Raw genomic sequence first — 22,302 nt, 5'->3', positions numbered from 1 at the left:
AGCGCTACTGGCAAAACTATCAGGTACCCATAGCGTGCAAGCGCCCGCCCCATCTTCGCGCAGCTCACATCAATGAGCGCGAAGATGGGGCAGGCGCACTGGCTCGTGCCCGGCGAATGCTCCGCGATAGAGCGCTTGCAGCCTTCGGCACAGCCTTTGCACCTGCCGTTCTGCGATTTGCCAAATCAACAACGATCTCATCGGAGAGAGCACATGAAGCGTCGCAGTCTGATCAAGGCCTTTACCCTCAGCGCATCGATTGCCGCGATGGGCCTGAGCTGGAGCATCCAGGCCGCCGAGACCATCAAGGTCGGCATCCTGCATTCGCTGTCCGGCACCATGGCGATTTCCGAGACCTCGCTCAAGGACATGGCGCTGATGACCATCGATGAGATCAACGCCAAAGGTGGGGTCAACGGCAAGATGCTGGAAGCGGTGGTGGTGGACCCGGCGTCCAACTGGCCGCTGTTCGCTGAAAAGAGCCGGCAGTTGCTGACCCAGGACAAGGTCGCGGTGGTGTTCGGCTGCTGGACCTCGGTGTCGCGCAAGTCGGTGCTGCCGGTGTTCGAAGAACTCAACGGGTTGTTGTTCTACCCGGTGCAGTACGAAGGTGAAGAGATGTCGCCCAACGTCTTCTACACAGGCGCTGCGCCCAACCAGCAGGCGATTCCTGCGGTCGAGTACGTGATGAGCGAGGACGGCGGCAGCGCCAAGCGGTTCTTCCTGCTGGGCACCGACTACGTCTACCCGCGTACCACCAACAAGATTCTGCGCGCCTTCCTGCACAGCAAGGGCGTGGCCGACAAAGACATCGAAGAGGTCTACACCCCGTTCGGCCATGCCGATTACCAGACCATCGTCGCCAACATCAAGAAGTTCTCGGCCGGCGGCAAGACGGCGGTCATCTCCACGGTCAACGGCGACTCCAATGTGCCGTTCTACAAAGAGCTGGCCAACCAGGGCCTGAAGGCCACCGACGTGCCGGTGGTGGCGTTCTCGGTGGGTGAAGAAGAGCTGCGCGGCATCGACACCAAACCGTTGGTTGGGCACCTGGCCGCATGGAACTACTTCGAGTCGGTGGATAACCCGGTCAACCAGAAGTTCGTCGCCGACTGGAAGGCCTACGCCAAGGCCAAGGGCCTGCCGGGCGCCGACAAGGCAGTGACCAACGACCCGATGGAAGCCACCTACGTGGGTATCCACATGTGGGCGCAAGCTGCGCAGAAGGCCGGCAGCACCGAGGTGGACAAGGTCCGCGAGGCCCTTGCCGGGCAGACTTTCAAGGCACCGTCCGGCTACACCCTGACCATGGACAAGACCAATCACCACCTGCACAAGCCGGTGATGATCGGCGAGATTCAGGATGACGGGCAGTTCAGCGTGGTGTGGGAAACCGAGCAACCGCTGCGGGCACAGCCATGGAGCCCGTTCATTCCGGGCAATGACAAGCGGCCGGATTATGCGGTGAAAGGCAACTGAGTGCATTGGGGCCGCTTTGCGGCCCATCGCAGGCTGTCGCCAGCTCCCACAGAGACAGCGCGCTGCCAGGCATTCACTAAACCTGTGGGAGCTGGCGACAGCCTGCGATGGGCTGCAAAGCAGCCCCCAAAAGCCCTAAAAAGGGATGACGTATGTTCAGACTGTTCCTGACCCTCCTGCTGCTGCTGCTGCCCCTGGCAAGCCAAGCCAGCGAGGGCGAATTCTTCCTGACCGCCAAGCCCGCCGAACAGGCGCGCCTGCTCGAAACCTGGGCTGCGCAACCCGATGCCGGGCGCCTGGCGCTGCTGGAAAACCTGCGTCAGGGCCGCATTGGCGAAGGTGACACGCGCAAGTTGCGCCTGAACAACCGCCTGCGCGGCCTGATCGACAACGCCCTGGCCAGCCATCAACTACTCAGCGAGCAAAGCGACACCCGCCTGGCCGCTGCAAGCCAACTGCAAAAAAGCGCACAACCCGCGCAAATGGCCTTCCTTGACCAGCGCTTCGCCGCCGAGACCGACCCCGCCGTGCACGCAGCCCTCGCCCTGGCCCTGGCCAACCTGCAACTGGGCGCAAGCGAGCCTGCGGTGCGCCTGGCCGCCGTGCGTTTGCTCGGCGAAACCGGCGATCCGCTGGCCCGCACCCGCCTGGAAGCCTTGCTGCAACCGGATGGCGAAACCGACGCGGCCGTGCGCACAGCCGCTGAAACCAGCCTGGCCCAGGTGCAGCGCAAGCTACTGATCGGCGAACTGCTGGGCCAGGCCTTCAGTGGGCTGTCGCTGGGGTCGATCCTGTTGCTGGCAGCGCTGGGCCTGGCGATCACCTTCGGCCTGCTCGGGGTGATCAACATGGCCCATGGCGAGATGCTCATGCTCGGCGCCTACAGCACCTACATGGTCCAGGTACTGCTGCAACGCTACGCGCCCGGCGCCATCGAGTTCTACCCGCTGATCGCGCTGCCGGTGGCCTTTGCCGTCAGCGCAGGTGTGGGCATGGCATTGGAGCGCACCGTGATCAGGCACCTGTACGGCCGGCCGCTGGAAACGCTGTTGGCCACCTGGGGCATCAGCCTGATCCTGATCCAGGCCGTGCGCCTGCTGTTCGGCGCGCAGAACGTCGAGGTGAGCAACCCGGCGTGGCTGTCGGGTGGCGTGCAACTGCTGCCCAACCTGGTGCTGCCGTACAACCGCATCGTCATCATCGGCTTCGCCCTGGCCGTAGTGCTGCTCACCTGGCTGCTGCTCAACCGCACCCGGCTGGGCCTGAACGTGCGCGCCGTCACCCAGAACCGCAACATGGCCGCCTGCTGCGGAGTGTCCACCGGGCGCGTCGACATGCTCGCCTTTGGCCTGGGTTCGGGTATCGCCGGGCTGGGCGGCGTGGCCCTGAGCCAGGTCGGCAACGTCGGCCCGGACCTTGGCCAGAGCTACATCATCGACTCGTTCCTGGTGGTGGTGCTCGGCGGCGTCGGGCAACTGGCCGGCACCCTCTGGGCAGCGTTCGGGCTGGGCATCGCCAACAAACTGCTGGAACCGCAAATTGGCGCGGTGCTCGGCAAGATCCTCATCCTTGCGCTGATCATTCTGTTCATCCAGAAGCGCCCGCAAGGCCTGTTCGCCCTCAAGGGACGGGTAATCGACTGATGAACCAGCCACTGATCGTCACCGCCTCGCAAAAGGCCGGGCCGCGTTTGACGCTGGCCCTCGGCGCCGCCGTTACCTTGGTGTTGCTGGCCCTGCCGCTGCTGTCAATGCTGCCCGAAGGCCACGCACTGCAGGTTTCGGCCTATACCTTGACCCTGGTCGGCAAGGTCCTCTGCTACGCCATCGTCGCCCTGGCCCTGGACCTGGTCTGGGGCTATGCCGGGCTGCTGTCGCTGGGGCACGGGTTGTTCTTTGCCCTGGGCGGCTACGCCATGGGCATGTACCTGATGCGCCAGGCCGCAGGGGATGGCCTGCCGGCGTTCATGACGTTTCTTTCGTGGAACGAGCTGCCCTGGTACTGGGCCGGCACCCAGCACTTTGCCTGGGCGCTGTGCCTGGTGGTGCTGGCGCCAGGGCTGCTGGCCCTGGTGTTTGGCTGGTTCGCCTTCCGCTCGCGGATCAAAGGCGTGTACTTCTCGATCATGACCCAGGCGCTGACCTTCGCTGCCATGCTGCTGTTCTTTCGCAACGAGACCGGCTTTGGCGGCAACAACGGGTTCACCAGTTTTCGCACCATCCTCGGCCATGACGTGGCGGCGCCCGGCACCCGCGCGGTGCTGTTCCTGCTGACCGTGCTGCTGTTGCTGGGCAGCCTGTACCTGTGCTGGCGGCTGACCCGCAGCAAGGTTGGCCGGCTGCTCACCGCCGTGCGCGATGCCGAGAACCGCCTGATGTTCTGCGGCTATGACCCGCGTGGTTTCAAGCTGCTGGTGTGGGTGCTCAGCGCCGTACTGTGCGGCCTGGCAGGCGCGCTGTATGTGCCGCAGGTGGGCATCATCAACCCCGGCGAGATGTCGCCGACCAACTCCATCGAGGCGGCCGTCTGGGTGGCGCTGGGTGGGCGCGGCACGCTGCTCGGGCCGCTGCTCGGCGCGGGGCTGGTCAACGGCATGAAGAGCTGGTTCACCGTGGCGTTCCCGGAGTACTGGCTGTTCTTCCTCGGTGCGCTGTTCATCATCGTCACCCTGTACCTGCCCAAGGGCGTGGTCGGGCTTGTGAAGAAAAGGAGCCAGCCATGAGAGGCATCCCCCCGGTGCACCCCGAATTCATGCTGGAGCCGGTGTTCGACCAGCTCGGCAGCGGGCGCGACGCCATCGGCCTCGGCCAGCCGCGCAAGGCAGGGCTCGACACCCGGCACGGCACGGTGCTGAGCCTTGAGGACATCAGCGTCAGCTTTGACGGCTTCAAGGCGCTCAACGCCCTGCACCTGTACATCGGCGTGGGGGAACTGCGCTGCATCATTGGCCCCAACGGGGCCGGCAAGACCACGATGATGGACGTGATCACCGGCAAGACCCGCCCCGACAGCGGCACGGCCTACTTTGGCGACACCCTGGACCTGACCCGCATGAGCGAGTACCAGATCGCCCAGGCCGGCATCGGGCGCAAGTTCCAGAAGCCCACGGTGTTCGAGGCGCTCAGCGTGTTCGAAAACCTGGAGCTGGCGCTCAAGGCCGACAAGTCGGTGTGGGCCAGCCTGGTGGCGCGGCTGGGTGACGCGCAGCGCCAGCGCATCGATGAGGTGCTGACGACCTTGCGCCTGCAGCCTTTGGCGCAGCGCCAGGCGGGGCTGTTGTCGCACGGCCAGAAGCAATTTCTGGAGATTGGCATGCTGCTGGTGCAAGAGCCGCAATTGCTGCTGCTCGACGAGCCGGTGGCGGGCATGACCGATGCCGAGACCGAGTTCACCGCCGAGCTGTTCCGCTCGCTGGCCGGCAAGCATTCGCTGATGGTGGTGGAGCACGACATGGGCTTCGTCGGCAGCATTGCCGACCATGTGACGGTGCTGCACCAGGGCAGCGTGCTGGCCGAAGGCTCGCTGGCCCAGGTACAGGCGGACGAGCGGGTGGTCGAGGTGTATCTGGGCCGCTAGCCAGCCAAGCAAACCTGTGCCGGCCTCTTCATGGGCATTGTGGGAGCGGGCTTTCCCCGCGATGAGGCCGGCACAGGCACAGCAACTTTTTCAGGACTACGCACATGCTCAAGATCGACACCCTGCACCAATACTACGGCGGCAGCCACATCCTGCGTGGCCTGTCCTTTGAAGCCAAGGTCGGCGAAGTCACCTGCCTGCTGGGCCGCAACGGCGTTGGCAAGACCACCCTGTTGCGCTGCCTGATGGGCCTGCTGCCCACCCGCGAAGGCCAGGTGCATTGGGAAGGCAAGCCGATCACCACGCTCAAGCCCCAGCAACGGGTGCACGCAGGCATCGCCTATGTGCCCCAGGGGCGCGAGATCTTTGCGCGCCTCACGGTAGAAGAAAACCTGCTGATGGGCCTGTCGCGCTTTTCTGCGCGCGAGGCTCGCGCGGTCCCGGCGTTCATCTACGAGCTGTTCCCGGTGCTCGAACAAATGAAGCAGCGCCGCGGCGGCGACCTGTCGGGCGGGCAGCAACAGCAACTGGCGATTGGCCGGGCCTTGGCCAGCCGCCCACGCCTGCTGATCCTGGACGAGCCCACCGAAGGCATTCAGCCCTCGGTCATCAAGGAAATCGGCGCGGTGATCCGCAAGCTCGCCGACCGTGGCGACATGGCGATTCTGCTGGTCGAGCAGTTCTACGACTTCGCCGAAGCGCTGGCCGACCAGTACCTGGTCATGGCCCGTGGCGAAATCGTCCAGCGTGGGCGTGGCGAAAACATGCAGGCCGAAGGTGTGCGCGGGCTGGTAACCATTTAATCTGCCGCCACTGCTATTGCGAGACGCTGCCATGACTTATCAGATCCGCGACGCCCAGCCTGCCGACGTGCCGGGCATCCTCGATATCTACAACGATGCCGTGCGCAACACCACGGCAATCTGGAACGAAACCCCGGTGGACCTGGCCAATCGCCAGGCCTGGTTCGATGCCCGCGCTGCGCAGGGCTACCCGATTCTGGTGGCGGTGGATGCCAGCGGCGTGCTCGGCTACGCCTCGTTTGGCGACTGGCGGCCGTTCGAGGGGTTCCGCCTGACGGTCGAGCATTCAGTGTATGTGCGTGCTGACCAGCGCGGCAAAGGCCTGGGGCCAGTGTTGCTGGCGGCGTTGGTGGAGCGTGCGCGGGCGTGCGGCAAGCATGTGATGGTTGCCGCCATTGAAAGCGGCAATGGGGCATCGGTGCGGCTGCACGAACGGCTGGGGTTCGTGGTGACCGGGCAGATGCCGCAGGTGGGGGTGAAGTTTGGCCGCTGGCTGGACCTGACGTTCATGCAACTGGTGCTCAGCCCAGAAGCTGACCCGACCTGACCACCGACGCGCATCGCCTTTGTGTAGGAGCGGCCTTGTGCCGCGAAAGGCTGCGAAGCAGCCTCAGGATATACGCCTCACGCAAGATTGCCGGGGGTGCTTCGCACCCCTTCGCGGCACAAGGCCGCTCCTACACTGATCGCGTGACGCCCAATGCCTCAGTACCGCGCGTCTACAGCTGGGTAAACCGCCCCAGCCGCTGCCTGAGCATGCTGTTCTCGCTGCGCAGGTGCTGCACTTCTTCGAGCAGCTCCAGCGCCAGCGCTACCCCTTCCCACTCCAGTTGCAGTTCCTGATGCAGCTTGACCGCCCGCTTGAGCGTTACCGGCGCGTGGTCGTCGAACACCCACTCCTCGGGCGTTCGCCCCGATGGTTCAACGATGCCGTGTTCGACGATTTCGATCACGCAGTCGGCCGTGAGGTCGGCTTCCTGGCAGAGGGTTCGCATGTCCAGTTGAACGATCAAGGTACTGCTCATGATTATTTGCTCCAGTGTGTCCTCGGGTCGAAAGCAGCTTTCTCGGAAAGCTTGGTCCACAACTCGCGAGTGGCCGCATCGGACTGCGCCGGCATCACCACTTTCAGCTGCGCGTACAGGTCACCGCGCTCGCCCTGTTTGTTCAACAGCCCCATGCCCTTGACCCGCAGGCGCTGGCCGCTCTGGCTGTCGGGGCGAATGGTCAGGTTGATCTTGCCGGTCAGCGTCGGCACCGCCACCTTGGTGCCAAGCGCGGCTTCCCACGGCGCCAGCGGCACGGTAATGATCAGGTCGTGGCCCTCGACATCGAACTGCGGATGCGGCGCCATGCGAATGGTCAGGAACAGGTCGCCGTTCTCCCCGCCGCCGACACCCGGAGCACCCTGGCCCTTGAGACGAATACGCTCGCCATCGGTTACCCCGGCCGGGATCTTCACGTTCAGCGTCTTGGTGGTGAACCCGGTGCGCTGCCCGGCGGCATTGGTTTGCGGCACCTGGAAGCTGATCTGCTTGGATTCCTTGTTGAGCGTTTCCTCGAGGAAAACCGCCAGTTCCAGTTCCACGTCCTGCCCCCGCCTGCCGGCGCTACGTTGTTGGCGGGCACCACCGAACGGGTTCGAACCGCCGCGGGCACCAAAGATGGAGCTGAAGAAGTCGGAGAAGTCACCGCCTTCAAAACCGCCGCCGGCATTGCCGCCACGGCCCTGCCAGCCAGGCGGTGCCTGGAACGGCCGGCCATGCTGGCCACCGTACTTGCGGATTTCGTCGTACTCGGCGCGCTTGTCCTTGTCGCCAAGCACCTCGTAGGCCTCGTTGGCCTCCTTGAACTTGTCCTCGGCGTCACGCTCCTTGCTGACGTCGGGGTGATACTTGCGCGCCAGCTTGCGGTACGCGGCTTTGATCGCCTTGTCGTCCGCGCCCGGGTCTACGCCGAGTATCTTGTAATAGTCTTTGAAGTCCATTTATGGATCACCGATAAAAAAGTGCGTGTTGCCACTGAAGATTGGGGTCAAGCATAGCCTTTCAAGGGGCGTCTGGCCTTGCGCCACGACAGACGACCGGTCTTGCTTTAGCCGCAAACTCGCATAAACTGCGCGGCCGTTTTGCCTCCGGAAGCTTTCGCTCATGTCTGACGTATCCCCGGCCCGTGCCCTTGGCATCGACTTCGGCACCTCCAACTCCACGGTCGGCTGGCACCGCCCTGGGGCTGAGTCGCTGATCGCCCTGGAAGACGGCAAGATCACCCTGCCGTCGGTGGTGTTCTTCAACCTCGAAGAACGCCGCCCGGTGTACGGTCGTCTGGCCCTGCACGAGTACCTGGAAGGCTACGAAGGCCGCCTGATGCGCTCGCTCAAGAGCCTGCTGGGCTCCAAGCTGATCAAGCACGACACCAGCGTGCTGGGCAGCGCCCTGCCGTTCAAGGACTTGCTCGGCATGTTCATCGGCGAGCTGAAAAAGCGCGCCGAGGCCAGCGCCGGGCGTAGCTTCGAGCAAGTGGTGCTGGGGCGCCCGGTGTTCTTCGTCGACGAAGACCCGGCGGCTGACCAGGAGGCCGAAGATACACTGGCTGACGTGGCGCGCAAGATCGGCTTCAAGGACGTGTCGTTCCAGTACGAACCCATTGCCGCTGCGTTCGACTACGAGTCGGGCATCAGCCGTGAAGAGCTGGTACTGATTGTCGATATCGGCGGCGGTACCTCGGACTTTACCCTGATCCGCCTGTCGCCGGAGCGCCATTCGCTGGACGAGCGCCAGGACGACATCCTTGCCACCGGCGGTGTGCATATCGGCGGTACCGACTTCGACAAGCAACTGAGCCTGCAAGGCGTGATGCCGCTGTTCGGCTACGGCAGCCGCATGAAAAGCGGTGCGCTGATGCCGACCAGCTACCACCTGAACCTGGCCACCTGGCACACCATCAACGCCCTGTATGGGCAGAAGACCCAGCTGGCATTGGGCAACATGCGTTACGACATCGAGGACACGCTCGGTATCGAGCGCCTGTTCAAGCTGATCGAGCAACGGGCCGGGCACTGGCTGGCCATGGAAATCGAGGCCAGCAAGATCGAGCTGACCGACCGCGACAGCCGCCGCATCGACCTGGGCCGTGTCGAGCCTGGGCTTGCCGCCGAGCTGACCCGCGCCGTGTTCGAGGACGCCATCGATGGCTTGCTGGAGCGGGTGCGCGGCAGTGTCAGCGAGCTGCTGGCCAAGGCTGGGGTGAGTGTCGGGCAGGTTGATACGGTGTTCTTCACCGGGGGTTCAAGCGGTATCCCGGCGCTGCGCAACAGCGTGGCGGCGATGCTGCCCAATGCGCGGCATGTCGAAGGCAATATTTTCGGCAGCATCGGCAGCGGGCTGGCAATCGAGGCACGCAAGCGCTACGGCGCCTGACGGGTGTGGGGGCTGCGGCGCAGCCCCCGGCGGTTTATCAGACCAATTCCATGCGCCGCAACTCGCTCTTCAGGTAGGCGTAATAAATCGGCCCGGCTACCACGCCCGGCAGGCCGAACGCGGCCTCGCACACCAGCATCGCCAGCAGCAATTCCCACGACTTGGCCCTGATCTGCCCGCCAACAATCCGCGCGTTGAGGAAATACTCGACCTTGTGGATAACGATCAGGTACCCCAGCGCCGCCGCCGCCACCCAGATCGACAACGACAGGCCGACGATGGTGATCAGCGTGTTCGACATCAAGTTGCCGATCACCGGCAGCAGGCCGAGCAGGAAGGTCAGCACGATCAGCGTCTTGGTCAGCGGCAGGTGCACACCGAACAGCGGCAGCACCACCGCGAGGAAAATGCCGGTAAACGCGGTATTGAGCAGCGAGATCTTGATCTGCGCGAAGACAATATTGCGAAACGCCTGCACCAGCAGGTTCAGGCGCTCGAACAGCGCCGCCGCCAGGGGCTTGCGCCGGGAAATATCAGGGATGCGCTGCAAGGCGATGATCGCCCCGAGGATCATGCCGATCAGCAAGGTCACGAACATGTGCGCCATACCCTTGCCGACCAGTTGCAGGTCGCTGAGGTGGCTTTTGATCCAGTCGCCAATGGCCACTTTGAACTCGGCAGCGCTGGCCGGCAGGTAGCCTTCGATAAACGGCGGCAACTGGCTGCGTGCACGCTCCACCAGCACCATGAACTTGTCCAGCGAGGCGCCGGGGTTCTCCGCTTCATGCAGCAGGAAGCTGAATGCGCCGGCAATCAGCAAGGTCAGGGTGCTGACCACCAGAGTGCCGAGCAACGCCACCGCCAGCCAGCGCGCGCGCTGCCCGGCAATCAAGGGTTGCAGGCGTGGGGTGAGCATGTTGACCAGCTCGAACACCAACAGGCCGGCCAGCAGGCTCGGCAGCAGTTTCATCGGCAGGGCCAGCAGCAGCCCGCCCATGACGATGATCAGACTGGCAAAGGAAATCTGGCGGGGGGTGAAGGTCATACAGCCTCGACGGCAGACAGCGGAAAGAACCGCAGTCTGCCAGCCTTCACGGCGCGGGTCACTTCTTCTTCAGGCAGTCGCTCATGAACGTCTTGCGTGCATCGCCCTTGAGCGCCTGGGTGGTGGCGTCGGCATTACAGGTTTTCATTTTTTCCTGCTGGGTCTGCGGCGCCTGCTTCTTCAGGCAAGTGCTCATGAACGCCTTGCGCGCATCGCCCTTGAGCGCTTGGCTGGTGGCGTCGGCGTTACAGGTTTTCATCTTTTCCTGTTGCGCGGTGGCGGCAAAACCCTGCCCGGCGATCAACAGGCCCAACACCAGCAATGGCACGTGCAGCATCTTCATGGCGTGAGCTCCAGAGGGGCGCGCCGGCTGCGCGCTCGTCGTGCTGAGTGTAGCCAACATTTGTGGCACTTCGCCGTCACCGGCCATCGGCCTTGAGCCGGGCGGCATGCTCGGTAAACAACCTTACCGGCGCAGCCCCCTTGCCCACCGCGCCAAGCGACTGGTTGACGATGTCCATATGGTCCAGCGGGTAGTCATCGCCGATCACCTGGCCCAGGTGCGAGCTGAAGCGCCCGACCATGCCGTCGCACTGGCCCTTTTCGCGCACGAAGGTGCGGGCGAACAGGCGGCAGAAGCGGTTGCTGCCATCGAAACGGTTGCGGCCACGGTCAGTCAGCCCCGGCTGCAAGGTGCCGGACCATGAGTAGTAGCGCACCCCGTTGACCTCGGCCGGCCCCTCCCCGCCCCACACCTCGGGCAGGCCCTGTGGATAAGCCTGGTTGAACAGGGCCACCCCGGCGCAGGTCAGCGACTGGTGCGAGGCATGCACGTCAATCGGCAGCCGTTCGCGGCGCCAGCCGGTTTCGAGCCAGCCCATCAGCACGGCCAGGCCATGCAGAATGGCCTTGAGCAGGCGGCCCCTGGCAGAGCCGCCGGGCGCAGTGCGCTCGATGTGGTCGGCAAGCTCCGAGCCATGGTTGGGCCCGGCTACCGAGGTCACCGAGGCGACCCGGTCGGGGCGTTTGGCAGCGGCGTAGCGGGCGCTGAGCGCACCTTGGCTGTGGCCGATCAGGTTGACCTTGGGCGCGCCGCTGCGCTGGCAGATGTCTTCGATGATGGCCAGCAACTGCTCGCCCCGCACTTCGCTGGAGTGCAGCGGCGATACCTGCACGGCAAACACCTGCGCGCCGCCACGGCGCAACGCCGGGACGATGCCGAACCAGTACGGGTACAGCACCAGGCGCACGAAACCCAGCATGCCTGGCACCAGCACCAACGGGTACCGCGTGGCCAATTCCTTGCCCATTGCCCCAGCCCTCATGCGTGGACGACCGGCCAACACTACCGCTGCGCTTGTTGGCTGCGCAATCGAACTCCTGCCGCGCCGTGCGGTTCCAAGCAAAACAGACCCTTGAGCAAGGAGCGGGACCATGTACAAGCAGACTCTGGCCATCCTTCTGGCAAGCGCCACCCTCGCCGCCTGCGGCAGCCGCCCGGAAAACCCGGTGGACTATGTCACCTATCGCGACGAGCCGCTGGTCAAGCAAGTGGAGCATGGCATGACCATGCAAAAGGTAATCGCCATCGGCGGCAGCCCGTCGAACGTGATCGACCTGCCACACGGCGGCACCTGCAATGACTACATCCTTAACCGCGATGGCCACCAGCAGCCTTATTACGTGCGTTTCGATGCTACCGGGCATGTCGATGCCAAGGGTTTCAAGACGTGCAAGCAACGAGAAGAAGACCGCGACGCTGCTAAAGGCGCGTAAGCGGTACGCAACCTACCCATGACCACCCTGATGTTTTCGGAGATGAACATGAGCGTTGAACTGACTGATGTAAAAACCCTGCGCGAACGCGCGCGCCAGCATGTCGAGCAAGGCGCGGTGACCGAGGGTTACAACGCTGACCGCGAGACGATCCTGCGCCTGCTGAATGAGTCGCTGGCCACCGAGCTGGTGTGCGTATTGCGCTACAAGCGCCATTACTTCATGGCCAGTGGCATCAAGGCCAGCGCGGCGGCGGATGAGTTCCTGGAGCACGCCAACCAGGAAGCCGAGCATGCCGACAAGCTGGCTGAGCGCATTGTGCAGCTCGGCGGCGAGCCGGACTTCAACCCCGATAACCTGACGCGCAACTCCCACGCCCAGTACGTGGCGGGTAATACGCTGAAAGAGATGGTGCTCGAGGACCTGGTGGCTGAACGGATCGCCATCGACAGCTATCGCGAGATCATTCAGTTCATTGGCGATACCGACCCGACTACCCGACGTATTTTCGAAGACATCCTGGCCCAGGAAGAAGAGCACGCGGACGACATGTCCGATTTGCTGCAGGGGCTTTAACGGGTGAAGGCGGTCACTCTGTAGGAGCGGCCTTGTGTCGCGAAAGGGCTGCGCAGCAGCCCCGGCACTTTTGCGTGAGACCGAGATACTGGGGCTGCTGTGCAGCCCTTTCGCGACACAAGGCCGCTCCTACAGGGACAGTGTCAAATTCGAAATGCGCCGCAGGCTTATCAGCCGGCTGGACCTTCCTGTAGCTCTTATTTCTTACCCTTCACCGCAGCCGGCGCCTTGCCGGCTTTCATTTGCTGCAGCAACGGCGTGCACTGGTTCGGCGCATCCCCGCTGCTCGGGGCAATCAGCGCCAGCAAGCCAGCAGCAGGCCCGGCCACCACGCCCAGCGCCACCATGCCCGCGCCGCGCAGCGCCAACGGCACCGCCTGCACACCGGCATTGGGCTTGGCGAACGGGCCGCGCACATACAGTGGCGAGCGCAGCGAGAACAACCGCACGCCCTTCGACTCCGGGGTCACCTTCAGGTCCAACTGCTCGCTGGCAAAATTAGCCGTACCGTTGATGTAGATGATCGCGTTCTCGGTATCGAACAGGAACAAGCGCGTAGTCGCCAAACCGTCCTTGATCCCCACATCGGCGGCCGCGCAGTTGATCTTCACGTCTTCATCACCGAACAGCTTGCCAATCACGTAGTTGCCAACGTTAAGCCCGGCGATCTCCATGAGGCTGCGGCTGATGGCGCCATCGTTGATCAGCAGGCGCAGGTCGCCGTTGGAGGAACCCAGCAGCGCCGCCACCGAGTTGCCACGGCCACTGATGTCGGCATCGCCATTGAGCTGGCCGAAACTGGTCTGCATCGGTGCGAAAGTGGGGAACAGCTCCTTGAGCTTGAAGCCGCGGGCGCTCAAGCGCGCACGGCCCTGCATGGGCGTTGCGCGGCCATCCAGGCGGATTCTGGAGGCCAGGTTGCCGCCCGCCACGCCGAAGCGCAGTGGCTCCAGGCGCAGCAGGCCGTCTTCCAGAATCACGTGGGCCGACAGGTCGTTGAACGGCAGTTGCGCACTGTGCACGATGCGTTTGCCAGCAAAACGCACATCGGCATCCATCGCGCGCCAGCGCTCGGTACGGAATTCCTCGACCGGCAGCACCTTGCCTGTCGGCTGCTTGCTGGCCCCACCCCGGGCTTTTTGTTCAGTATTGGAGTCGGCACCGATCAGCGGCGCCAGATCCTTGAACAGCAACTGGTTGGACACCAGCTCACCGGACAACTTCGGCCGTGGTTTGCTGGCCACGAATGACAAATCACCATGAATGTCGCTGTCGCCAATCTTGCCGTTGAAACCCTGGTAGCGGAACTGCGCGCCTTGCTCGGCGTGCAGGTTGGCGCTCAGGTGACCGTCGGTGGAATACGGCGGGGTGTCGGGCAAGGTGACGCCGGTCAGCGGGTAAAGGTTGCCCAGGCTGCTGCCGGAAAGCTTCAGGCGCAGGTCCAGGGCGCCGAGGTTGCGCGGGTCGGTCAGGGTGCCGGCCAGCGCCACCTGGGTATCGCCGATACGCGCATCGGCTTGCAGCGGGAACGGCTGGCGGGCGTCCTGCAGGGCCAGCAGCCCGCCGATCTTGCCGGTGGCCGACACCGCCTGGTCCTTGTAGCGGCCCTGGGCCTTGAGGCCAAAGGCATAGTCCTGCGCCCCGCCACTCTTCTCGGCGCGGGTCTTGCCGACGATATCGCTGAACGGGATCGGCTTGCCCAGTGGGTCGACCTGCACCTTCATGTTGGTTTTCAGCGTCTGGTCGTCGAAACTGATATTGCCTTGGTCAAAGCCGATGGCGCCGATGTCCAGCACCCACTTCGACGGCTCTGCATTCTCGTCCTTTGGGCCGAAATCAAAGGTCCAGTTGGCCCGGCCATCGGCCAGGCGAGTCAGGCTGGCGGTGGGCTTGACCAGGTCGATGCGCGGGATGCTGATGCGCTGGACGATCAGCGGCAACGGCGCCAGGCGAAACTCCACGCGCTCAAGGCCGACCATGCGCGGCTGCTTGAGCCAGTCGGGGTTGCCCAGCACCAGGTCCTCTGCCGTGAAATGCGGCCACGGCACGAACGCGCGCCAGCCGCCCTCTTCAGGTTCGGTACGCCAGTGCACCGCAAGGTTGCCGTTGATGGCGAAGGGCCGATGCAGGGCGGCGGACACCTTTTCATTGAGCAACGGCTTGACGCGGTTCCAGTCGAAGGTGGCGATCACCACGATAAGAATCGCCAGCAAGGTGACGAGGGTGGCGAAGGTCCAGATGAGGATTCTGACAGGGCGCGTCATTGCGTGATTCTCCTGACTGCAGGGCACGAGGCAGCTTAGCGGTGGCACTTATAAAGTCGGACTGGTTAAAAGCCGTCGGGTTTAATCCAAACGCCACAAAGCCTAAGTTTTTCCTGATGTGTTGCCCAGCTTTCGCCTGCACGAGCACCGCCCAGCCCCCTTCACGCGCAGTGCCAAACCGCCCTTCCCACCCCTGAAAACATTGGCCCAGAGGCCTCGCCGCCGAGTATCAACGGTGTCGATTGTTACCATTATCCAGATGAACTTCTCTGTGGCGGTACGCAGCGTAGCATTGGCTCCGTACCCACTTTCCAGCCCCCAGAGGAGCAACCCATCATGAAACGCAATCTGCTGCTTAGCCTGACCCTTTCCGTACTGGCCGCCAACGCTTTCGCATTGCCAGCCACCGACCAGCACCTTTCTGCAGAAGCGCGCTCCAGCGCTGCCAGCGTAGCCCAGCCCCTGAAAACCCTGGCTGAAGGTGGCTCGGACCGTCTGATCGAACGTAACGACCGTGTAGCCGAAGGTGGCTCGGATCGTCTGATCGAGCGCAATGACCGCGTAGCCGAAGGTGGCTCGGACCGTCTGATCGAGCGTAACGACCGTGTAGCCGAAGGTGGCTCGGACCGTCTGATCGAGCGCAACGACCGCGTAGCCGAAGGTGGTTCGGACCGTCTGATCGAGCGTAACGACCGCGTAGCAGAAGGTGGCTCGGACCGTCTGGTCGAACTTAGCCGCGTGAGCTGATCAGCATGGCCGAAAACAACAATCCACCGCCCTGCGCCTGTTACCCTCCAAGCCCGGTCCATTGACCGGGCTTTGTTTTTTTATCCAGAATGGCCAGCTTCAACCTCACAAGACGTTGCCCCATGCTGCCGCGCGCCGAACAGAAGCTGCAAACCCGCCAGGCCCTGCTGGATGCTGCCTGCCAGCTCATGGAGAGTGGCCGGGGGTTCGGCAGCATCAGCTTGCGCGAAGTCGCCAAGGCTGCCGGCATCGTGCCCACCGGTTTCTATCGCCATTTCCCTGACATGGACGCCCTCGGCCTGGCGCTGGTCGATGAGGTCGATAACACTTTCCGCCAGACCATCCGCCTGGTCCGGCACAACGAATTCGAGCTCGGTGGCATCACCGACGCTTCGGTGCGGATTTTCCTCGATGTGGTCAACGCCCACCGCGCCCGCTTCCTGTTCCTGGCCCGTGAGCAGTACGGCGGCTCGCAGGCGGTGCGCCAGGCCATCGCGCGCCTGCGCGAGCACATCAGCGACGACCTCGCCACCGACCTTGCGCGCATGCCGCGCTGGCAACACCTGGACGGCGCCGCGTTGGCAGTGATGGCCGACCTGGTGGTCAAGACCGTGTTCGCCACCCTGCCGGAACTGATCGACGACGCGCCGGCCAGCCCCCAGGCCATGAGCGCCCAGGAAAAGATCACCCAGCAGTTGCGCTTCATTTTTGTCGGTGCGCGGCACTGGCAAGGGCTGGGCAGTCCGAGCTAAGCGGTTCTGCTAACATGGCGCCCTGCCCGACCGTCCACGAGCGCCGCCATGTCCGCCCCTTGCCCCGCCCTGACCCGCTTCAACCAGCATTTCGCCGAAGGTATCGTGCCGCTGTGGCAAGGCCCGGGGTGGAACGCCGACATGGCACTGCCCTACGAAGCACTCGACGCCCAGCATCAGCCCATGCCGGTACAACGCTACCGCGCCATGGCCTGCGCCCGGCAGTTGTACCTGTTCAGCAGCCGCATCGGCCAGCCGGGGGCCGCCGAGCGCGCAGCGGCGCTGTTTCGCTCGCTGCAACGGCACTTCCATGATGCCGAGCATGGCGGCTGGTTCTACAGCATCGACGCCGACGGCAAGCCGCTGGACCGGCGCAAGGACCTCTACACCCACGCCTTTATCGTATTTGCCTGCGCGCATTACTGGGGCAAAGTGCGCGAAGGGCTGGTCGAATCCGCGCTCAACGCCGCGCTGAGCATCGTCAACGACCAGTTCGCCCGCGATGACGGCCTGTTCGAGGCCAGCCTCGCTGAAGACTGGTCGGACCTGGCCAGTGGCCCGCTGCAAAACCCGCAGATGCACCTGGCCGAAGCCTTCCTGCAGGTATTGGCCGTGCGCGAAGACCCGGCCGTTCAGCAGGCCCTGCTGCAATTGTGCGATGCACTGCAAACGCACTTCATCGAGCCCGAACACGGCCTGATGCTGGAAAAACCCCGCGGCGCTGTGGATAACTGGTTCGAGCCGGGCCATCAGTTCGAGTGGTTCTACCTGCTCGACACTTCGCCACTGTTGCGCGGCACACCGTTGCACAGCGCTATCGACCGCGCGTTCGCCTACGCGGAGCTGACTGGGGTAAAGGGTTCGGCGGTGCTGTCGATGCTCAGTGTGGACGGGCGCGTGCTCGACGCCACCCAGCGCATCTGGGCACAGGCCGAGTACCTGCGGGCGCTGGCGCTGCGGCCAGGCAGCGAGGCCAAGCTGCGCGCGCAACTGGATGCCCTGCTTGCGCGGTTTCTGCATGACGGTGGCTGGCACGAGTGCCGCGACGGCGCCGGTGTAGTGAGCCGCCACGATATGCCCTCAACCACGCCCTACCATCTGGCGACTTGCCTGGAAGGCTTGCAGCGGCTGGCGAACTAACGCTGCCGTCGCGGAGCAAGCTCGCACGCCGAGTTATGTGCAGGCCTGTCACGACCTCATCGCAGGCTGGCGCCAGCTCCCACAAAGACCGCGCACAGCCCCAATATCGAGGCCTGGCGCTGATCCTTGTGGGAGATTCTATGGTTTTGTACAAGCCTGTTACCGCCAGATATATCTCCTTGTGGCGAGCGGGCTTGCCCCTTGGGTTTTCAGGGCTGCTGCGCAGCCCAACCCGGGACAAGCCCGCTCGCCACAACTAACTATCGTTTCCCACAGGATTGGGGCCAGCCAGCAATGTTGCGGTTGGGCACCACCTCCGTGGCTGGCGCCAGCCTGCGATGAGGCCGGTGCAGGGCTGCACATAACCTACGCGCGAGCCGACAGGCGTATGCCTTAACCCTTGGCCGACCGGTCGATGGAGAACCCTGCCCAGTCCTGGCTCACCGGCATCAGCTCAAGGCTGTTGATGTTGATGTGGGCCGGCTGGTTGAGGACCCAGAAGATGGTGTCGGCAATGTCCTGTGGCTGGATCGGCTCGGCGCCCGCGTAGGTGGCGTCGTACTTGGCCTGGTCACCGCCGAAGCGCACCAGCGAGAACTCGCTCTCGCAAAGGCCCGGCTCGATATTGCTGACCCGTACCCCAGTGCCGCGCAAGTCACAGCGCAGGCTCAGCGAGAACTGGCCGACAAACGCCTTGGTGCCGCCATACACGTTGCTGCCTGGGTAGGGGTAATTGCCAGCCACCGAGCCTACGTTGAGAATCGACGCACCGCGGCCGTGGGCAATCAGCCGTGGCAGCAGCAGGCGGGTGGTGTACATCAGGCCTTTGATGTTGGTGTCGACCATGGTTTCCCAGTCGTCCAGGCTGCAGTTCTGCGCGGCATCAACACCCAGGGCCAGGCCTGCGTTGTTGACCAGCCCCTGCAGTTTGTCGAACGCAGGCGGCAGGCTGGCGATGGCCGCTTCCATGGCCTTGCGATCACGCACATCGACCACCAGGCCGTGGACTTCGGTCTTGGCCGACAGCTCCGCGCACAGTGCATCCAGGCGCTCCTTGCGGCGCCCGGTGAGGACCAGCTTCCAGCCCGCATCAGCGAAACGGCGGGCCGTGGCCTCACCGAAACCGGAAGTTGCACCCGTGATGAAAACGGTGGACGTCATGCTTTGCTCTCCTCGCAGTGGATAATCGTCGGCCGGCCTCGCAGCATGCCCGGCGCAGGCTTTTCCGACAACCGTTTCAGCGATTGATCAATAAATGACCATACCCATGAAACCCTTGTGGCAGAGGGGCTGGATCAGGCTATGCGCATGTTATCCACAAGGCTTTCCCCACGGATTGGGGGCAACTTGGGAGCGCTCGACTGCGCGTGGAGCACTGCACATCACCTCAGTGATGGCGCAAGGCTTTCAGGCATGCCGCCTAGGCGGTTGTGTCCAAAGGTTTTGCACAGAGTTATCCACAGAAAATTCAAGCTGTGGAAGCCTCGTCGTGACGTTGAAAAGCTTCACGAAGTAATCCACAAAGGGGAATTGATCAAATAATAACCACAACCCTACAGGCCCCGCCGAACAAGGCCTAGAGCAACATGCCACCATGTTTTCCACAGGCGGTTCCACATATTCCGTGGAAAGTTTCTGCCTGTGGAAACAACGGCTTGCGAGGGGGTTATGGAGTGCTTCCAGAAAGATGTGCGACAAGTTGTCCACATGTGCCTGGCAGCATAAAAAGCATCGCGGGGCAAGCCCGCTCCCACAGATTATCTAGATGTCCGTGGGAGATTCTATGGTTTTGTACAACCCTGTTCCCGCCAGACATATCTCCTTGTGGCGAGCGGGCTTGCCCCGCGATCAGAACATCAGTGCCCGCCCAGGTAGGCGTTGCGCACTTCTTCGTTGACCAGCAGTTCCTGGCCGGTGCCGGTCATGCGGATCTGCCCGTTGACCATCACATACGCGCGGTCCGAGAGCTTCAGCGCATGGTTGGCGTTCTGTTCCACGAGGAAAATGGTCATGCCGGTCTTGGCCAGCTCGCGCAGGGTGGCGAAGATCTGCTTGACCACAATCGGTGCCAGCCCCAGCGAGGGCTCGTCGAGCAGCAACAGCTTGGGCCGGCTCATCAGGGCGCGGGCGATGGCGAGCATCTGCTGCTCGCCACCCGACATGGTCATCGCCCGCTGGTTGCGCCGCTCCTTGAGCCGTGGAAACAGCTCGTACATGCGCTGCATGTCCTCATCGGCGTGTTTGTCGCCGATGGGGATGGTGCCCATCATCAGGTTTTCCTCAACCGTCATGTCCGGGAACACCCGGCGGCCTTCCGGCGACTGCGCAATACCGTTGGAGGCGATGTAGTGCGATGACTTGCGGGTAATGTCGGTGCCGCGGTAGAGAATCTGCCCGGACGCTGCGCGCGGCTGGCCGAAGATCGACATCAACAGCGTCGACTTGCCCGCGCCGTTGGCGCCGATCAGGCTCACCGTCTCGCCCTCGTTGATATGCATCGAAACCTTTTTCAGCGCCTGGATCGGCCCGTAGAACACATCCAGGTCCTGCAATTGGAGAATGGGCGCTGTCATACCAGTTCCTCTTCGTCGGCACCCAGGTAGGCGGCGATCACCGTCGGGTTGTTGCGGATTTCCTGCGGCGCGCCCTCGGCGATCACGTTGCCATGGTCAAGCACGACGATATGGTCGGAAATGCTCATGACCATACCCATGTCGTGCTCGATCAGCACCACGGTAATGTCGTGCTCGTCGCGCAGCACGCGGATCATGCGGCTGAGCGCCTCGGTTTCCTGCGGGTTGAGGCCAGCCGCTGGCTCATCCAGGCAGATGATCTTCGGCCGCGTGCACATGGCCCGGGCAATCTCCAGGCGCCGCTGCTGGCCGTACGACAGCTCGCCCGCCAGGCGGTTGGCGCAGTCCACCAGGTCGACGACTTCCAGCCAGTAGAACGCATGGTCCAGCGCATCGCTTTCGGCCTTGCGATAGCCTTTGGTGTTGAGCACCCCGGCCAGCAGGTTGCGGTTGACCCACATGTGCTGGGCCACCAGCAGGTTTTCCACCACCGACATTTCCTTGAACAAGCGAATGTTCTGGAAGGTCCGCGCCAGCCCCGCGCGGTTGACCAGGTGGGTGCCGCCGAACATCTTGTAGTACACCCGGCTGGCAAAGCGTGCCGGCGACACGAAGTCGGCGGCCTGGAAGCGCTCGCCGAGCAGTTGGATGACGTTGGTGCGGCTACCGCGCAGGTTCAGCTCGATGCGCCCGCCGCTGGCCTTGTAGAAGCCGGTCAGGCAGTTGAAAACCGTGGTCTTGCCGGCGCCGTTGGGGCCGATCAGGGCGAAGATCTGGTTGCGCCGCACTTGCAGGCTGACATCGCTCAGCGCCTTGATGCCACCGAACTGCATCATCAGGTTGTCGACCGACAGAATGATATCGTCGCTCATGGCGCCACTCCTTTACGCGGGACCACACCGGTACGGCTGATGCGGATCAACCCGCGCGGTCGCCAGATCATCATCAACACCATCAACACGCCAAACAGCAGCACGCGGTATTCGGAGAAGCTGCGCAGCAGCTCCGGCGCCACGGTCAGCACGAACGCTGCAATCACCACGCCCACGGTCGAGCCCATGCCGCCGAGCACGACGATGGCCAGAATCAGCGCCGATTCGAAGAAGGTGAACGACGAGGGGTTGACGAAGCCCTGATAGGTGGCGAAGAACACCCCTGCAAGCCCTGCCGTAGAGGCGCCCAAGGTGAATGCCGAAAGTTTGACCAGCACGTGGTTCAGGCCCATCGAGCGGCAGGCGATTTCATCCTCGCGCAGCGCTTCCCAGGCGCGCCCGACCGGCATGCGGGTCAGCCGGTGCTTGATGTACAGCACCGCCAGCACCACCATGAACAGCACCGCATAGATGAACACGAACTTGAGGTTGGGGTTGTAATCGAAGCCGAAGAACTCATGGATCGGCACCCCGCCGTCCTTGGCCCGGCGGCCGAACTCAAGGCCAAAGAAGGTCGGCGACGGCGCCGGCATGCCGTTGGGGCCGCCAGTGAACGACAACCAGTTGTTCAGCACCAGGCGAATGATTTCGCCAAAGCCCAGGGTCACGATGGCCAGGTAGTCACCGTGCATGCGCAACACCGGGAAGCCCAATATGCACCCCGCCAGCGCGGCGGCAATGGCCGCCAGCGGCAGCACACTCCAGAAGCCCAGGCCCAGGTACTGATAACCCAGCGCCAGGCCATAGGCGCCAATGGCATAGAACGCCACGTAGCCCAGGTCGAGCAACCCGGCCAGGCCCACCACGATGTTCAGCCCCAGCCCCAATAGCACATAGATCAGGCCGAGGATCACTACGGTCAACAGGTACTTGTTGGCAAAGATGGGGAACACGATGGCGATCACGATCAGCGTCGGGATGATATAGCGCAGCCGGGTCTTGTAGTCCGGCGCCAGCACATGCACACCCGAGCCGCCGTTATCGAAGCCCGACTGCAGACGTTGGCCGACCGAGCTTTGCAGGAACAGGCTGAGCACGAAGCGCCCCACCATCACCGCGCCGACCAGCCAGGCCACGCGCATGGGCTGTGCATTGAAGCTGTAGCCGTCGAGGACCACACCGACCACCGGGCCGAACACGATCAACGCCAGCAGCCCGGCGATGACTGTTTCTACCAGGCTGCGCTTGAGGTCGATCCCTTTGTTTTGTGTCATTTGGGC

The 22,302-nt window shown here is 63.5% G+C and carries 22 protein-coding genes; 12 read left to right on the top strand and 10 right to left on the bottom strand.

Annotated elements, in window-relative coordinates; genetic code table 11:
• Window positions 1-213: 213 nt before the first annotated feature.
• From urtA to HU719_RS23195, 6 genes are all read left to right on the top strand, one after another.
• Complete coding sequence (gene urtA, locus HU719_RS23220; protein WP_186536242.1) at window positions 214-1,479, top strand: urea ABC transporter substrate-binding protein; 1,266 nt, start codon at window positions 214-216, stop codon at window positions 1,477-1,479.
• A gap of 152 nt (window positions 1,480-1,631) precedes the next feature.
• Window positions 1,632-3,122 carry an urea ABC transporter permease subunit UrtB gene (gene urtB, locus HU719_RS23215; protein ID WP_186536241.1) on the top strand — a complete coding sequence of 497 codons (1,491 nt, stop codon included), beginning with the start codon at window positions 1,632-1,634 and terminating at the stop codon, window positions 3,120-3,122.
• Window positions 3,122-4,201, top strand: coding sequence for an urea ABC transporter permease subunit UrtC (gene urtC / locus HU719_RS23210; protein WP_186536240.1), 1,080 nt, complete (start codon window positions 3,122-3,124; stop codon window positions 4,199-4,201). Before urtB ends, urtC begins: the two co-directional genes overlap by 1 nt.
• Window positions 4,198-5,055, top strand: a complete 858-nt coding sequence (gene urtD, locus HU719_RS23205) for an urea ABC transporter ATP-binding protein UrtD (RefSeq protein WP_186520515.1) — start codon at window positions 4,198-4,200, stop codon at window positions 5,053-5,055. The genes urtC and urtD overlap by 4 nt, the downstream gene beginning before the upstream one ends.
• Before the next feature lie 104 nt (window positions 5,056-5,159).
• A complete protein-coding gene (gene urtE / locus HU719_RS23200; protein ID WP_186520514.1) occupies window positions 5,160-5,858 on the top strand; it encodes an urea ABC transporter ATP-binding subunit UrtE in 699 nt (232 codons plus the stop codon).
• A 31-nt stretch (window positions 5,859-5,889) separates the two neighbouring features.
• Window positions 5,890-6,405 carry a GNAT family N-acetyltransferase gene (locus tag HU719_RS23195; RefSeq protein WP_186520513.1) on the top strand — a complete coding sequence of 172 codons (516 nt, stop codon included), beginning with the start codon at window positions 5,890-5,892 and terminating at the stop codon, window positions 6,403-6,405.
• Window positions 6,406-6,577: 172 nt separating this feature from the next.
• On the opposite strand, the gene HU719_RS23190 is transcribed toward HU719_RS23195, so the two are convergent.
• Both HU719_RS23190 and cbpA read right to left on the bottom strand, forming a co-directional pair.
• Window positions 6,578-6,883 carry a chaperone modulator CbpM gene (locus HU719_RS23190; protein WP_186520512.1) on the bottom strand — a complete coding sequence of 102 codons (306 nt, stop codon included), beginning with the start codon at window positions 6,881-6,883 and terminating at the stop codon, window positions 6,578-6,580.
• Between the two features lie 2 nt (window positions 6,884-6,885).
• Window positions 6,886-7,845, bottom strand: coding sequence for a curved DNA-binding protein (gene cbpA, locus HU719_RS23185; protein ID WP_186536239.1), 960 nt, complete (start codon window positions 7,843-7,845; stop codon window positions 6,886-6,888).
• A 163-nt stretch (window positions 7,846-8,008) separates the two neighbouring features.
• Here cbpA and HU719_RS23180 point away from each other — a divergent pair, with 163 nt between their 5' ends.
• A complete protein-coding gene (locus tag HU719_RS23180) occupies window positions 8,009-9,277 on the top strand; it encodes an Hsp70 family protein (RefSeq protein ID WP_186520510.1) in 1,269 nt (422 codons plus the stop codon).
• A gap of 37 nt (window positions 9,278-9,314) precedes the next feature.
• Here HU719_RS23180 and HU719_RS23175 read toward each other — a convergent pair whose 3' ends face one another.
• The 3 genes from HU719_RS23175 to HU719_RS23165 form a co-directional block, all read right to left on the bottom strand.
• Window positions 9,315-10,322 (bottom strand): AI-2E family transporter, encoded by a 1,008-nt coding sequence (locus HU719_RS23175; RefSeq protein WP_186520509.1) that lies wholly within the window; start codon window positions 10,320-10,322, stop codon window positions 9,315-9,317.
• Window positions 10,323-10,380: 58 nt separating this feature from the next.
• Window positions 10,381-10,665, bottom strand: coding sequence for a PsiF family protein (locus HU719_RS23170; protein WP_186520508.1), 285 nt, complete (start codon window positions 10,663-10,665; stop codon window positions 10,381-10,383).
• A 76-nt stretch (window positions 10,666-10,741) separates the two neighbouring features.
• Complete coding sequence (locus tag HU719_RS23165; protein ID WP_186536237.1) at window positions 10,742-11,632, bottom strand: esterase/lipase family protein; 891 nt, start codon at window positions 11,630-11,632, stop codon at window positions 10,742-10,744.
• Window positions 11,633-11,756: 124 nt separating this feature from the next.
• Here HU719_RS23165 and osmE point away from each other — a divergent pair, with 124 nt between their 5' ends.
• A complete protein-coding gene (gene osmE / locus HU719_RS23160; protein WP_186520506.1) occupies window positions 11,757-12,098 on the top strand; it encodes an osmotically-inducible lipoprotein OsmE in 342 nt (113 codons plus the stop codon).
• 48 nt (window positions 12,099-12,146) lie between these two features.
• Window positions 12,147-12,674 (top strand): ferritin-like domain-containing protein, encoded by a 528-nt coding sequence (locus tag HU719_RS23155; protein ID WP_225917405.1) that lies wholly within the window; start codon window positions 12,147-12,149, stop codon window positions 12,672-12,674.
• A gap of 197 nt (window positions 12,675-12,871) precedes the next feature.
• On the opposite strand, the gene HU719_RS23150 is transcribed toward HU719_RS23155, so the two are convergent.
• Complete coding sequence (locus tag HU719_RS23150; protein WP_186537477.1) at window positions 12,872-14,938, bottom strand: AsmA family protein; 2,067 nt, start codon at window positions 14,936-14,938, stop codon at window positions 12,872-12,874.
• A gap of 336 nt (window positions 14,939-15,274) precedes the next feature.
• Between HU719_RS23150 and HU719_RS23145 the strand changes: the two genes are divergently transcribed.
• From HU719_RS23145 to HU719_RS23135, 3 genes are all read left to right on the top strand, one after another.
• The gene (locus HU719_RS23145) at window positions 15,275-15,685 is read left to right on the top strand and encodes a phage infection protein (protein WP_186523549.1); all 411 of its coding nucleotides are present in this window, start codon (window positions 15,275-15,277) and stop codon (window positions 15,683-15,685) included.
• Window positions 15,686-15,807: 122 nt separating this feature from the next.
• The gene (gene fabR, locus HU719_RS23140; RefSeq protein ID WP_186523551.1) at window positions 15,808-16,437 is read left to right on the top strand and encodes an HTH-type transcriptional repressor FabR; all 630 of its coding nucleotides are present in this window, start codon (window positions 15,808-15,810) and stop codon (window positions 16,435-16,437) included.
• Window positions 16,438-16,485: 48 nt separating this feature from the next.
• Window positions 16,486-17,577 carry an AGE family epimerase/isomerase gene (locus HU719_RS23135; protein WP_186537476.1) on the top strand — a complete coding sequence of 364 codons (1,092 nt, stop codon included), beginning with the start codon at window positions 16,486-16,488 and terminating at the stop codon, window positions 17,575-17,577.
• A 393-nt stretch (window positions 17,578-17,970) separates the two neighbouring features.
• On the opposite strand, the gene HU719_RS23130 is transcribed toward HU719_RS23135, so the two are convergent.
• From HU719_RS23130 to livM, 4 genes are all read right to left on the bottom strand, one after another.
• Window positions 17,971-18,738: an SDR family oxidoreductase gene (locus tag HU719_RS23130; protein ID WP_186523447.1), complete on the bottom strand. Its 768-nt coding sequence runs from the start codon at window positions 18,736-18,738 to the stop codon at window positions 17,971-17,973.
• 695 nt (window positions 18,739-19,433) lie between these two features.
• Window positions 19,434-20,150 carry an ABC transporter ATP-binding protein gene (locus HU719_RS23125; RefSeq protein ID WP_186523449.1) on the bottom strand — a complete coding sequence of 239 codons (717 nt, stop codon included), beginning with the start codon at window positions 20,148-20,150 and terminating at the stop codon, window positions 19,434-19,436.
• Window positions 20,147-21,022 (bottom strand): ABC transporter ATP-binding protein, encoded by an 876-nt coding sequence (locus HU719_RS23120; protein WP_186537444.1) that lies wholly within the window; start codon window positions 21,020-21,022, stop codon window positions 20,147-20,149. Before HU719_RS23120 ends, HU719_RS23125 begins: the two co-directional genes overlap by 4 nt.
• On the bottom strand, window positions 21,019-22,296 hold the full coding sequence (livM, locus tag HU719_RS23115; protein WP_186537445.1) for a high-affinity branched-chain amino acid ABC transporter permease LivM: 1,278 nt from the start codon (window positions 22,294-22,296) through the stop codon (window positions 21,019-21,021). Before livM ends, HU719_RS23120 begins: the two co-directional genes overlap by 4 nt.
• Between the last annotated feature and the right edge of the window lie 6 nt (window positions 22,297-22,302).

This window comes from Pseudomonas farsensis (genome assembly GCF_014268805.2).
GTDB classification, from domain to species: domain Bacteria; phylum Pseudomonadota; class Gammaproteobacteria; order Pseudomonadales; family Pseudomonadaceae; genus Aquipseudomonas; species Aquipseudomonas farsensis.
The sequence above is the reverse complement of the archived record's forward strand: the minus strand, read 5'-3'. Positions and strand labels throughout refer to the sequence as shown.

Bases quoted from the DNA above. Each gene is read 5' to 3' on its own strand.
- urtA (WP_186536242.1), top strand. From the start codon at position 214: ATGAAGCGTCGCAGTCTGATCAAGGCCTTTACCCTCAGCGCATCGATT.
- urtB (WP_186536241.1), top strand. From the start codon at position 1,632: ATGTTCAGACTGTTCCTGACCCTCCTGCTGCTGCTGCTGCCCCTGGCA.
- urtC (WP_186536240.1), top strand. From the start codon at position 3,122: ATGAACCAGCCACTGATCGTCACCGCCTCGCAAAAGGCCGGGCCGCGT.
- urtD (WP_186520515.1), top strand. From the start codon at position 4,198: ATGAGAGGCATCCCCCCGGTGCACCCCGAATTCATGCTGGAGCCGGTG.
- urtE (WP_186520514.1), top strand. From the start codon at position 5,160: ATGCTCAAGATCGACACCCTGCACCAATACTACGGCGGCAGCCACATC.
- HU719_RS23195 (WP_186520513.1), top strand. From the start codon at position 5,890: ATGACTTATCAGATCCGCGACGCCCAGCCTGCCGACGTGCCGGGCATC.
- HU719_RS23190 (WP_186520512.1), bottom strand. From the start codon at position 6,883: ATGAGCAGTACCTTGATCGTTCAACTGGACATGCGAACCCTCTGCCAG.
- cbpA (WP_186536239.1), bottom strand. From the start codon at position 7,845: ATGGACTTCAAAGACTATTACAAGATACTCGGCGTAGACCCGGGCGCG.
- HU719_RS23180 (WP_186520510.1), top strand. From the start codon at position 8,009: ATGTCTGACGTATCCCCGGCCCGTGCCCTTGGCATCGACTTCGGCACC.
- HU719_RS23175 (WP_186520509.1), bottom strand. From the start codon at position 10,322: ATGACCTTCACCCCCCGCCAGATTTCCTTTGCCAGTCTGATCATCGTC.
- HU719_RS23170 (WP_186520508.1), bottom strand. From the start codon at position 10,665: ATGAAGATGCTGCACGTGCCATTGCTGGTGTTGGGCCTGTTGATCGCC.
- HU719_RS23165 (WP_186536237.1), bottom strand. From the start codon at position 11,632: ATGGGCAAGGAATTGGCCACGCGGTACCCGTTGGTGCTGGTGCCAGGC.
- osmE (WP_186520506.1), top strand. From the start codon at position 11,757: ATGTACAAGCAGACTCTGGCCATCCTTCTGGCAAGCGCCACCCTCGCC.
- HU719_RS23155 (WP_225917405.1), top strand. From the start codon at position 12,147: ATGAGCGTTGAACTGACTGATGTAAAAACCCTGCGCGAACGCGCGCGC.
- HU719_RS23150 (WP_186537477.1), bottom strand. From the start codon at position 14,938: ATGACGCGCCCTGTCAGAATCCTCATCTGGACCTTCGCCACCCTCGTC.
- HU719_RS23145 (WP_186523549.1), top strand. From the start codon at position 15,275: ATGAAACGCAATCTGCTGCTTAGCCTGACCCTTTCCGTACTGGCCGCC.
- fabR (WP_186523551.1), top strand. From the start codon at position 15,808: ATGCTGCCGCGCGCCGAACAGAAGCTGCAAACCCGCCAGGCCCTGCTG.
- HU719_RS23135 (WP_186537476.1), top strand. From the start codon at position 16,486: ATGTCCGCCCCTTGCCCCGCCCTGACCCGCTTCAACCAGCATTTCGCC.
- HU719_RS23130 (WP_186523447.1), bottom strand. From the start codon at position 18,738: ATGACGTCCACCGTTTTCATCACGGGTGCAACTTCCGGTTTCGGTGAG.
- HU719_RS23125 (WP_186523449.1), bottom strand. From the start codon at position 20,150: ATGACAGCGCCCATTCTCCAATTGCAGGACCTGGATGTGTTCTACGGG.
- HU719_RS23120 (WP_186537444.1), bottom strand. From the start codon at position 21,022: ATGAGCGACGATATCATTCTGTCGGTCGACAACCTGATGATGCAGTTC.
- livM (WP_186537445.1), bottom strand. From the start codon at position 22,296: ATGACACAAAACAAAGGGATCGACCTCAAGCGCAGCCTGGTAGAAACA.